Genomic DNA, 10428 nt, shown 5'->3' with positions numbered 1-10428 from the left:
GGTCGGGATGTTGAAGCAGAAGCTGGTGGGGGCGTGGCAGCGTGTGCGATACGTCGGGCTGCCACAACAATTGTTCGATATGAATTTATGCCGCGATCAATAACAGCGGCGGCAAGTTCTCTTCTGGAGCCAGGGGCGCCCCTCAATTCCACTTCTGTCACTGTCTCTTGCGGATTCGCCTCAGAGCCGTTGAGATTTATGCTTCTTGGCGGCTCCGGGCCCGGCTGTAAGAGCGGTTCCGAAATATTCCATTACGCTTGAGACACTTGCTCCGAGCAGGTTGGCAACGCTGCGGAGCAGGCTGGACCAGCTCTTTGCATCTGCAGAGGCAACGGGATAGGTCTTGCGCCTCAATTGGAAGGGAGCTGCAAATCTCCCGGCTGTCACGGATATGACAGGCCACATCACGACAACGTTGCAAATGTCTCTCAGCAGTTGCAGAGCTCTGGTGAGCCGTCCAGAACGCCTTGTCCACTCCCTACTTCCCACGCCCAACTTCCTGAGCGCTCCTCTGCCACCATAAGCCGTGACTTTTCCCGACGAGATTCAGGCAGCGCTGCTGGCCGAGGGCGACACCCTGGCCCGACACCTGACCCAGACCCTGCATGTCACAGTGGACGACCCGGCGCGCCTGACCCTGCTGGGCCGTAGTCTGGCGACCAATCTGGTAGGGGCACTGCTGCCCACCGCCGAACATGTCAGCCGCCGCGCGGGCTTACCGGTCCTGACCTCGCTGACGCTGGACCCCTGGGGACGCCTACAAGTGCAGACTTGCACACCAGACGGCGAGCTGCGCGCCCGGCTGGGCGTAGACGACCTGCTGCTGAACCTGCTGTTTACCCGCACCCACCGCCTGCACCCGCAGGTTCAGGAGGCGCTGCAGGGGGCGCTGGGCGGCAGTGAACATCAGGCGACGCGCGCCTTGGTGGCCTGTCTGCGCAGTCCCCCTGTGCTGCGAGGCATGGAAACCTGCGTGCGCCTGCTGATGACGGCCGAGAACGCTGTGTAAAGCGGGCCCTGTTGAAGAGGCTATTGGAGCGGAGGTGGGCTGTCAGGTGGGCTGGCGCTTCCGCAGCAAGAAGGGCACTGGATCAGCTGACCCATGCCCCCTCGTGTCCGTCAATTTATTGGTCGCGGCTGGCTTGAGGCACGGGCACTGGGGTCTGCAAGTGGCGCGTCAGCATCACCAAGACGGCCAGGGCGTGCGCGCTGAGCAGGGCCAGCAGTTCCGTCGTGGGCTGCATGGCGTAGCCGGCCGCGCCTACCAGTTGAAACAGCGTCAGAATCAGCAGGCCCTGACCACGCTGTTCGGGACGGTACAGAAAGATAAAGGTGCCGCTCGCCATGCTGAACAGCAGCGGCAGCAGCAGAGCGTTAAGCATCTCTTGAGCCATGCCTCATTATTGGCCGCCAGTTCTGACAGGCCTATGACCTTTGTCTGAGGCGCCAGAGGGTCGTGTAGACAAGTCGGGCCGCATCGGAGCAAATCCTGAACCCGTTTCGAGTGTGACCCAACTGGGAGGGGCAGAGAAGAATGTCCAGAGAGTGGAGAACTGTCTGGCGCCTTCCCAGATGTTGCGGCAATGGACAGAAACCGTCTGACGGCGCTGCCCAGAGCGGCTCCTGGTCATCACCCTTAACCGTTCTGACAGCGGCGGCCAGTTCGGTTGAGGAGTGCCGTTCGCCCTTCACTTCTGCCTACGCCGCTGCCTCTTGCCGTCATGGACTTTGGTTGCCTGAACAGCGATTGAAAGGAGCTTCCGCTCAACCGTTCTGAGGCCAATGAAGCGAGTGCTGGTAAAAGACGGCGGCGGATGTGCAAGAGAGGGGCGCCCCCAACCCCAGAGTGGAACTGGTCGCCGCTCGCAGCAATTAGAGGCGGTAGCGGCGGAGCTTGGCCGGATCCAGGGCATGGTCGCGCAGCCCGGCCACATCCAGCCAGCCGTCCTGAAACTCAATGGGCGCGTTGAGCAGGTCATCTTGCAACTTCAGCACAAAGCTCAGCTCGCAGGGCTCGGTGACCTCGGCCTGGGTCGCCAGCAGCGCGGCGTGCAGGGTGCCCAGCCCGGTGCTGGCCTGGGAGCCCACCATGCCTCGCTTGCCTCGACCAGCCGCCGCGCGCAGCATGGCGTGGCCGTCCGTAAAGCCGTTGCGGGCCGTCTTGACGTTCAAAACGTCAAAGGTGTCAAAGTCCAGTTCGCGGGCCAGGTCGGCGGGGGTAAAGCACGAGTCGTCGGCCACGATCGGCAGGCGCCCCTGAGCATGCAGAGTGGCGCGCGCCTTTAAGTCGCGGGCTGGCAGAGGTTCTTCGACATACATCAGCCCCGCCTCACGCATGGCGTCCAGGGCGGCGGGGGCGGTGTCGGGGGTCAGGGTTTCATTGCTGTCGGCGTACAGCTGAACATCCTGACCAAACTCGCGGCGCAGGGTGGCAATGACGTCCAGGTCGCGGCGGTGGTCGCGGCCCACCTTGACTTTCAGGCAGCGCACGCCGGCCTCCACGACGCGCCGGGCCTCGGCCAGCATCTCGGCGGGCGGTGCAATGCCCAGAATGAAGCTGACGCGCACCCGTGGCTGCGGCCCCAGCCAGTGGTCAAGGAGGCTTTGCCCCTGCGCGCGGGCACGGGCGTCGTGGAGGGCCATGTCCAGCGCGCCCCGAGCTGTGTGGTTGTTCGCCACGCTGTTCCGGACACGGTTTAAGGCTGCCTCATCCGTGATCGGCACCCCGGCCAGCCCCGCCTCTAGGTGGGCCAGGATCGCCACCACACTGGCGGGCGTCTCGCCGTAAATCGTGGGGCGCGGGGTCGCTTCAGCCAGGCCCACCGTGCCGTCCGACAGGGTGACCTGCACCAGCACATGCTCGGCGGCATTCAGGGCCGCGTGGGCGCCCCAGGCGAGGGCCGAGGTCAGCGGAAGGCGGTAGGGCAGGCCCTGCACCCGCGCGACGGTGGGCGCACTCATGCGCGGCCCCCGTTCGCCCACCCCTGAATCGCCGCCGCCACCCCGGCTGGCGCCAGGGCCACGGTGTCTAGCACTAGTGCCCGTTCGGGGGGCAAGGTGAGCAGAAACGCCTCTGCAGCGGCTGGGTCGTAGTGTCGCCGCTCGGACAGCACAATCCGGGTCTTGGCCAGCACCTCGGCCGGGGCAAAGCCGTCTGCGGGCAGCGCCGCCAGACTGTCCAGCTCGGCTGCCGAGAACACTGTTCCGGCGCCGTCCAGCGCGGCCAGGTCGGCGCGCAGATCGTGGCCCAGCGCGGCGGCGCCCAGCTGGTCAAAGGCGTCGGCGCGGCCCAGCAGACGCCGCACCCGCACCGCATCCGGGGCGCCCAGCGCCACAAAGCGCCACGCCGCAAAGGTCTGGGCGGCATACCGCACCTCGTCCAGCCCGCGCAGGCCGTCAAACACCAGTGGCCCCTGCCAGTGCCCGGTATCGGCCAGCAGCGACCCCAGGGCCTGAGCCATGCCGCCGGGGTGGGTCTGGCGGTAGCGCGCCGTCAGGGCAAAGCGCTGCTCACGGTCACGCACCGGCCCGCCGGCCAGCGGGGCAATCATCACGGCGTCGGTGACCTCGCGCCGGTCAGGCAGCAGCCGTATGCCCGCACCCAGAGCGGCCAGGGCCGTGCTTTTGCCCACGCCCGTCACCCCCACCAGGACGGTCAGGGGCAGGTCGGCCAGCCGGGCCTCCTGGGGGCCAGGCGCTGGCGGGGCGGCGCGCAAATAAGGAAGGTCGGCACTCACATCCCGCAGGGTAACGGCTGGGTGCGGGGCCAGGCTGCCCGGCTTGTCTAAAGAGCAGGCCAAGGTTGAGTCAAGCGGGGGTAACGTCTGCCAGATGGCAGGCCCGCGCCCGCTTCCTACACTGCGCGTGGAGGCACTCATGACGCGACTCAAAGGCAACTCGGGCGGTGGCGGTGGCAAAGTGCTGCTGGCCGTCATCGTTGTGCTGGTGCTGTTCCTGCTGCTGTACTTCCTGTACCTCAAGCCGCAGGGACTCCTTGACCTCGGGTTTATCTAAAGGGGCCTGGTCCCTTCTTAGCCCACCTGACTTCCCCACGTTCTTTTTCCCTTACTGGAGCGTCACTTTATGATTAAAGGCAAGGATATTCTCGGCCGCACGATTATCGCTGTGGACAGCGGCGAACACATTGACCGGGTGCATGACGTGGTGTTTGACCACCAGGCCAATCAGGTCCTGGGGCTGCTGGTCGACGAGGGCGGCTGGTTCAGCGCGGCCAAGGTGGTGCCGTTTGACCGCATCCGCAGCATTGGCGAGGACGCCATCATGATCGGCACCCACGCCGATGTGGCCACCACCCGCGAGGATGGCCGCCTGAAAGACGCCCTGGACAGCAAGGTCAGCCTGGTGGGCCTGACGCTGCTGACCACGGACGGCCACAACCTGGGCAAGATTGCCGACGTGTTTTTCGACGAGCATTCAGGCCGTGTGGAAGGCTACGAGGCGACCGGCGGCCTGTTTGCCGACCTGAGCAGCGGGCGCACCTTCGTCCCCGCCCCCGAGCAGGTGCAGATTGGCGTGGACACGGCGCTGGTGCCCCCAGCGGTCGCGCAGGCGATGGAAGAACAGGATGACGGCGGCCTTAGGGGCGCCCTGGCCTCGGCCGGCAGCAGCATCAGTGGGGCGTACCAGAACATTGCTGAAGCCACCAAGGAGCGCCAGAAGGAATACGTGATCGGCAAGACGGCGGGCGGCGATATTCACGCCGAGGACGAGCGCCTGATCGTGGCCAAGGGCGAGACCATCACCGCCGCGCACGCCGACGAGGCCGAGGCAGCCGGCAAGCTGACCGCCCTGGCCACCGCTGCGACGGGCGGCGCCTTGGCCGACGCCTACGGCAGCGCCCGTGACCGCGTGCAGGAGTCCTACGAGGACGTGAAAGGCGCCACCGCCGAGCGGCAGAAAGCCTACGTGGTGGGCAAGACGGCCCGCAGTGAGGTCGCCACCGACACCGGCGAGGTCATTGTGCCGGCCGGCGCGACCATCACCCAGCACCAGGCTGACCGCGCCGAGGCCACTGGGCGTCTGGCAGCCCTGACGGCCACGGCCACCGGCGGCGCCATTCAGGAAGGCGTGCAGTCCTACCGGGACCGTCAGCAGGCCGACCCCAACACGGTGGAAGCCACTATTGGTCGCCGCGTCAAGAGCGATGTGCGGGCACCGGGTGGCAGCATCGTGGCGGCCACTGGCCAGATTGTGACCCCGGCAATCGCTGACCGCGCCCGCCACGTCGGCGCCGAGCAGGCGCTGATTGCCGCGACGACTGGCGGTGCGCGCCCGGCTGAGACCAGCACCGTGAGCACGGTCTCCGAGGGCGCCAGCAACCTGCTGGACCGCGCCAAAGCCTGGCTGGGTGACCGGCGTGACCAGGCCGAGGGCGCCATCGAGCAGCGTCAGCAGGACGCCCTGGAAAGCCGGGTGCGCGACGCCCTGGGCCGCCCCGTCACCCGCGTGATTCTGGCGCCGGACGACACCATTATCCTGAACATCGGGGAAATCGTGACCCACAAGGCGGTGCAGGCGGCCCGCGACGGCGATGTGCTGGACATCCTGGTGAGCAGCGTCAACAAGGATCAGCCCGAGATTGACCCGCTGGCCAGCCGCCCCGCCGCGCACGGCGAGGCCGCGCTGGACAGTCAGGCCGACACGGTAACGCCGCCCCAGGCGTCGGCCGAGCGGCCCAGCTAAGCGCGTCCCTCCCTGCTGCACCTGCCGTCTGGTGGGTGCAGCGTTTTTATGGATGGCCCGCAGCGCCTATGCTGGGGCCATGATTCAGTCGTTCATCGGTCACACCCCTCTCTTGCAACTGTCGCGCGTGGTTGAGGACGGGATGGCCGACGTATTTGTGAAATTGGAGGGCCAGAACCCAGGCGGCAGCATCAAGGACCGCACGGCCCTGGGGCTCATTGAGGACGCCGAGCGCCGGGGCGTCCTGACCCCAGGCGGCACCATCGTGGAGCCGACCAGCGGCAACACCGGCATCGGGCTCGCGCAGGTGGCGGCGGCCAAGGGTTACCGGCTCATTCTGTGTATGCCCGCCAGCATGAGTGAGGAGCGGCGGCGCACCCTGGTGGCTTACGGCGCCGAACTGGTGCTGACCGACCCCGCGCGGCGCATGCTGGCCGCCATTGAGGAAGCCGAGCGGATCGTGCAGGAGCGCGGCGCCGTCATGATGAATCAGTTTGCCAATCCCGCCAACCCCGCCACCCACGAGGCCACCACCGGGCCTGAGCTGTGGGCCCAGATGGACGGGCGCCTTGACGCTTTTGTGTACGGCAGCGGCACGGGCGGCACCATCAGCGGGGTGGGCCGCTTTCTGAAACGGCAAAACCCACAGGTGCAGGTCATCGCCTGTGAGCCTGCCCGCAGCAACGTGCTGGGCGGCGGCGAGATGGGCACGCACGGTTTTCAGGGCATGGGGCCCGGCTTTATTCCGGCCAATCTGGACCGCTCTGTGATTGACGAGGTGGTCGAGGTCTGGGAAGAAGACGCCTACCCGCTGGCCCGCCGCCTGGCCCAGCAGGAGGGCGTCTTCGTGGGCATGAGCAGCGGCGCGATGGTCTGGGCCGCGCTTCAGGTGGCCCGCCGCCTGGGGCCAGGCAAGCGGGTGGCCACCATCGCCTGCGACACCGGGGCGCGCTACCTCACCACCAGCCTGTTTGCCGGCCAGGAAGACACGCCGCCCGGCTACGCGCCGCGTTCGCGCGAGCGGCTGGGCTAGAGAGGCCGTGGGTTAAACTTATTCTCATGTTGCCTCAGAAGTTAGTGGCGGAAGCGGTGGGCACCTTTGCCCTCGTGTTTATCGGGGTGTTGGCCATCGCCAACAATGCGGGGTTACTGGGGGTGGCTTTTGCCCATGGCCTGGCCATCGCCGTTATGGCCATGGCGCTGGGGACCGTCAGCGGCGGCCAATTCAACCCGGCGGTCAGCTTTGCCCTCAGCCTGACCGGGCATCAGGACTGGCGCACCACACTGGCGTTTGTTCCGGCGCAGTTGGCCGGGGCGGCCCTGGGTGCGGCGGCCGCCCTGGGGGTGGCTGGCCCGGCGCGCCTGGACGCGGCTGGGTTTGGTCTTCCTGCCCTGGGCAGCGGCGTGTCTGTGGGCGGCGGCTTTCTGGCAGAAGTCATCGCCACTGCGTTTCTGGTGCTGGTGGTCGTCAAGGTCGCCATTCATCAGCGGCATGTGCTGGGCGGCCTGATTGTGGGCCTGACCATCGTGGCCGACATTCTGGCGGCCGGTCCCCTGACCGGCGCCGCCATGAATCCCGCCCGGTCGTTTGGCCCGGCGCTGGTCTCGGGCGAGTGGGGCGCCCACTGGCTGTACTGGCTGGCCCCGCTGCTGGGGGCGGCGCTGGGCGCCCTAATCGCCAACTTCACCGAGGGCCTGAAACCCCGCCCCGTTCCGGAAGCCATGAACTGATACGAACTCGGATTGAATCGTTGGCAAAAACGATTCAATCCGAGCGGACTTGCAAAGCTGCGCAGCAGAGCGAGAAGGAGCAAAACGGGTTCCGGGCGTGGAGTTTGCAAATCGGTTCTGTTCCGATTTGTAAACGAAACAGACGGAATCCGTATGAGGGAGAGTCGCTGAAGGGAAGTTTCTCCAGTCAACCCAGAAAGAGCAGGCGGACGAGAACGGTCCGCCTGCTCTCTTGGCTGCCGTCCTCTACCGCCGGCCGCCAAACATGCCAATCAGGTCATCCAGCGCGCCGCCGTCGCCGTCCCGGTCCAGCGCACGGTTCAGGGTGCCGAACAGGTCACCCGAGCCGCCGCCGGTCTGGGCCCCACCCTGACTGGGAAAGCCCGGAATCACCTGGCCACCGCCCAGGACGCTGCCGCCCTGACGGGAGGGGTCAGGGCTGGGCTGGGGGGCCGGCTGCCCACCGCCCAGGAGGCCCCCGAGCAGGCCGCCCAGGTTGTCGCCGGAGCCGCCCAGGAGCCCACCCAGAATGCTGCCCAGGCCGCCGCCCTGGGGCTGGGCGCCGCCCGCCTGGCCCTGCCGCTGGCGGCTGAGATACCCCAGCACCAGCGGGGCCAGCATGGTCAGCAGTTGCATGGCCAGCTGCGGGTCAATGCCGGCGCGGCGGCCCACCGCCTGCGCGGCCTGCGTCTGCTGGCCGCCAAACACATGCCCCAGAATCTTCTGACCGTCGGCCGTGTCGGGCAACTGTCCCTGCCCAAAAGCGCCCAGCGCCGAGCCGTCGTGGCGGTCCAGGGCGCCGCTCAGGGCGTCCAGGCCCCCCGGCTGAGTGGCGTTGCGGGTCAGGGCGCCCAGCAGCAGCGGCAGCGCCGCTTCGACGGCCGACTGTGTCTGCTGCGGGCTGGTGCCCAGTTGCCCGCCAAGGGTCTGTCCGGCGCCGCTCAGGCCGCCCAGCTGGTTCAAAATATCCATCATGATGTGCGCCTCCTGTGGCTTGATGCGGGCCTTAGCGTAGGTCGCCGGGCTGAGCGGGGCGTGCGGCGTGCGTTCAGGAAATCCTGATGACAGCCCCCAGGGCTGACGCATCAATGTCATGCAGGCCGCAGGAAGAAGGGCGGCAGCGCGCCGAGTTGGGGGTGACTCTGCCTCACCCTCTCCGCCAAGCGGCGTATTTCCTGGTCTGGCCTGGCGCCGCTACCCTGGGGGCTTCCGGTTCGGCATGCTGGAAAGAGGGGGAAACGTATGACCACTGCACCTGCGCCGGCGCGCGCTGGGGGCGCTGTCCTGCCGTCTGCGGCCCTGCCCTGGGCGGTGGCCCGGCTGGGGTTCCGGCGGCAGTTCGCTTACCCGCAGGCGGCGCTGTGGGGACTGATCACCAACACGTTTTTTGGATTTCTGCGGGTGGCGGTGCTGCTGGCCCTGTTTGGACTGCGCCCACAGGTGGCCGGCTACACCGTACAGGACGCGGTGACCTACATCGGCCTGACCCAGACGTTCATCATGGCCCTGAGCCTGTTCGGCTGGACCGACTTTATGCGCACCGTCCACCGGGGCGAGGTGGCCACCGACCTGCTGCGGCCCCTGAACCTGCTGCTCTTCTGGGCGGCGCAGGACGCCGGGCGCGCCTGGGGCCAGTTGTTGCTGCGCGGCGTGCCCATGCTGCTGCTCTTTGAACTGTTCTGGGACCTGACGTGGCCGGCGGGTGCCCTGGGCTGGGTCCAGACGGCCCTGAGCATCGTGCTGGCCTGGGCCTGCGGCTTCCTGTTCCGGTTCCTGGTCAACTGCGCGGCCTTCTGGTCGCCGGACGCCGCCGGGTTTGGCCGCTTCGCCTGGGCGCTGCTGGGGCTGGGCTGCGGCTTTTTGATGCCGCTGGCGTTCTTTCCAGACTGGTTTCAGGCGTGGCTCGCCTGGACACCGTTTCCGGCCATGCTGAACACGGTGGTCGAGGTCTGGGTGGGCGTCAAGACCGGCGCGGCGGCTTGGGCGGCGCTGGGCATTCAACTGGCCTGGGCGCTGGGGCTGCTGGCCGTCACGGCCCTGACCCTGCACCGGGGGCTGCGCCGCCTGGAGGTGGCGGGTGGCTAGGGCCGCCGGGCTCCGGGCCGAGGCGGCGCATCACGGGGCGCTGTACCTGCGGCTGCTGGGCGCACAGGTGCGCTCTCAGGCGACCTACCGCACGGCGCTGCTGCTGGACGCCCTGGGAACCATGCTGATTACCGCCGCCGAATTTGCCGCGCTGGCCCTGGTCCTGCCCCGCTTTGGCGGCCTGGGCGGCTGGAGCCTGGGCGAGATTGCCCTGCTGTACGGCCTGGCCGAACTGGCCTTCGTGCTGATGGACCTGCTGTTTGGCGGCTTTGACGCTCCCAACCTCTCGGCCCACGTGCGTGCAGGCAGTTTCTCCACGTTTTTGCTGCGCCCGGTGCCGCTGGTCGTGCAGGTGTTCGGCTCTGACTTTGCCCTGCGCCGGGTGGCGCGAATTGGGCTGGCCGCCGCCGTCCTGGGCTACGGCTTGATTCACACTGCCCATGCCTGGACCTTTGGCGACGCGCTGCTGCTGACGGGCAGCGTGCTGGGCATGATCTGCTTTTTTGGCGGCCTCTTTGTCATTGGCGGCACGCTGACCTTCTGGACCGTGGACAGCGTGGAAGCCATGAACGTGCTGACCTACGGCGGGCGCACACTCATCAGCTACCCCATGGACATCTACGGCCAGTGGCTGCGCAAGACCTTTACCTACGTCATTCCCGCCGCGTTTCTGTCTTATTTTCCCGTGCTGCACATCCTGGGCCGTCCTCTGCCCGACGGCTTGCCCCCGGCGGCCGCCTTCCTGTCACCGCTGGTCGGGCCGCTTCTGCTGGCCGCTGCGTTCGTCTTCTGGCGCGTGGGTGTGCGCCGCTATCAGGGCACCGGAACCTGAAGGTGAGGGGTGAGGAGGAACTGGTCAGTAGACAGAGGATTTCTGCTCTGTCCACTTCCTCCTGACCTCTGACCACT

Annotated in this window: 11 protein-coding genes; 7 read left to right on the top strand and 4 right to left on the bottom strand. The window is 67.3% G+C overall.

The features are described from left to right. Positions 1-526 precede the first annotated feature (526 nt). Positions 527-1009, top strand: coding sequence for a hypothetical protein (locus GO986_RS16805; protein ID WP_369409438.1), 483 nt, complete (start codon positions 527-529; stop codon positions 1007-1009). A gap of 115 nt (positions 1010-1124) precedes the next feature. Here the strand turns inward: GO986_RS16805 and GO986_RS16800 are convergent, their stop codons facing one another. The 3 genes from GO986_RS16800 to GO986_RS16790 form a co-directional block, all read right to left on the bottom strand. Further along, positions 1125-1382, bottom strand: a complete 258-nt coding sequence (locus GO986_RS16800; protein WP_232337855.1) for a hypothetical protein — start codon at positions 1380-1382, stop codon at positions 1125-1127. 490 nt (positions 1383-1872) lie between these two features. Then, positions 1873-2961 (bottom strand): enolase C-terminal domain-like protein, encoded by a 1089-nt coding sequence (locus tag GO986_RS16795; RefSeq protein WP_157460449.1) that lies wholly within the window; start codon positions 2959-2961, stop codon positions 1873-1875. Next, entirely contained in the window at positions 2958-3737 is a 780-nt protein-coding gene (locus GO986_RS16790) for a DEAD/DEAH box helicase family protein (RefSeq protein WP_439648717.1), read from the bottom strand. The genes GO986_RS16795 and GO986_RS16790 overlap by 4 nt, the downstream gene beginning before the upstream one ends. Before the next feature lie 139 nt (positions 3738-3876). Here GO986_RS16790 and GO986_RS22640 point away from each other — a divergent pair, with 139 nt between their 5' ends. The 4 genes from GO986_RS22640 (at position 3877) to GO986_RS16775 (ending at position 7434) form a co-directional block, all read left to right on the top strand. Further along, positions 3877-4014, top strand: a complete 138-nt coding sequence (locus GO986_RS22640; protein ID WP_198170752.1) for a hypothetical protein — start codon at positions 3877-3879, stop codon at positions 4012-4014. A gap of 69 nt (positions 4015-4083) precedes the next feature. Next, positions 4084-5703 (top strand): PRC-barrel domain-containing protein, encoded by a 1620-nt coding sequence (locus GO986_RS16785; protein WP_157460448.1) that lies wholly within the window; start codon positions 4084-4086, stop codon positions 5701-5703. 79 nt (positions 5704-5782) lie between these two features. After that, positions 5783-6736: a cysteine synthase A gene (gene cysK, locus GO986_RS16780; protein ID WP_157460447.1), complete on the top strand. Its 954-nt coding sequence runs from the start codon at positions 5783-5785 to the stop codon at positions 6734-6736. 26 nt (positions 6737-6762) lie between these two features. After that, complete coding sequence (locus GO986_RS16775; protein ID WP_157460446.1) at positions 6763-7434, top strand: MIP/aquaporin family protein; 672 nt, start codon at positions 6763-6765, stop codon at positions 7432-7434. A gap of 246 nt (positions 7435-7680) precedes the next feature. On the opposite strand, the gene GO986_RS16770 is transcribed toward GO986_RS16775, so the two are convergent. Beyond that, positions 7681-8529, bottom strand: a complete 849-nt coding sequence (locus GO986_RS16770; RefSeq protein WP_369409437.1) for a DUF937 domain-containing protein — start codon at positions 8527-8529, stop codon at positions 7681-7683. Positions 8530-8676: 147 nt separating this feature from the next. Here GO986_RS16770 and GO986_RS16765 point away from each other — a divergent pair, with 147 nt between their 5' ends. Further along, a complete protein-coding gene (locus GO986_RS16765) occupies positions 8677-9519 on the top strand; it encodes an ABC transporter permease (protein WP_157460445.1) in 843 nt (280 codons plus the stop codon). Next, positions 9512-10351 carry an ABC transporter permease gene (locus GO986_RS16760; RefSeq protein WP_369409436.1) on the top strand — a complete coding sequence of 280 codons (840 nt, stop codon included), beginning with the start codon at positions 9512-9514 and terminating at the stop codon, positions 10349-10351. Before GO986_RS16765 ends, GO986_RS16760 begins: the two co-directional genes overlap by 8 nt. The last annotated feature ends 77 nt before the right edge of the window (positions 10352-10428 follow it).

This window comes from Deinococcus arboris, assembly GCF_009755355.1.
In the GTDB taxonomy this organism is placed as follows: Bacteria; Deinococcota; Deinococci; order Deinococcales; family Deinococcaceae; genus Deinococcus; species Deinococcus betulae.
This window is presented reverse-complemented; position numbering and strand designations above follow the sequence as displayed.

Bases quoted from the DNA above. Each gene is read 5' to 3' on its own strand.
- GO986_RS16800 (WP_232337855.1), bottom strand. From the start codon at position 1,382: ATGCTTAACGCTCTGCTGCTGCCGCTGCTGTTCAGCATGGCGAGCGGC.
- GO986_RS16795 (WP_157460449.1), bottom strand. From the start codon at position 2,961: ATGAGTGCGCCCACCGTCGCGCGGGTGCAGGGCCTGCCCTACCGCCTT.
- GO986_RS22640 (WP_198170752.1), top strand. From the start codon at position 3,877: ATGACGCGACTCAAAGGCAACTCGGGCGGTGGCGGTGGCAAAGTGCTG.
- GO986_RS16785 (WP_157460448.1), top strand. From the start codon at position 4,084: ATGATTAAAGGCAAGGATATTCTCGGCCGCACGATTATCGCTGTGGAC.
- cysK (WP_157460447.1), top strand. From the start codon at position 5,783: ATGATTCAGTCGTTCATCGGTCACACCCCTCTCTTGCAACTGTCGCGC.
- GO986_RS16775 (WP_157460446.1), top strand. From the start codon at position 6,763: ATGTTGCCTCAGAAGTTAGTGGCGGAAGCGGTGGGCACCTTTGCCCTC.
- GO986_RS16770 (WP_369409437.1), bottom strand. From the start codon at position 8,529: ATGACATTGATGCGTCAGCCCTGGGGGCTGTCATCAGGATTTCCTGAA.
- GO986_RS16765 (WP_157460445.1), top strand. From the start codon at position 8,677: ATGACCACTGCACCTGCGCCGGCGCGCGCTGGGGGCGCTGTCCTGCCG.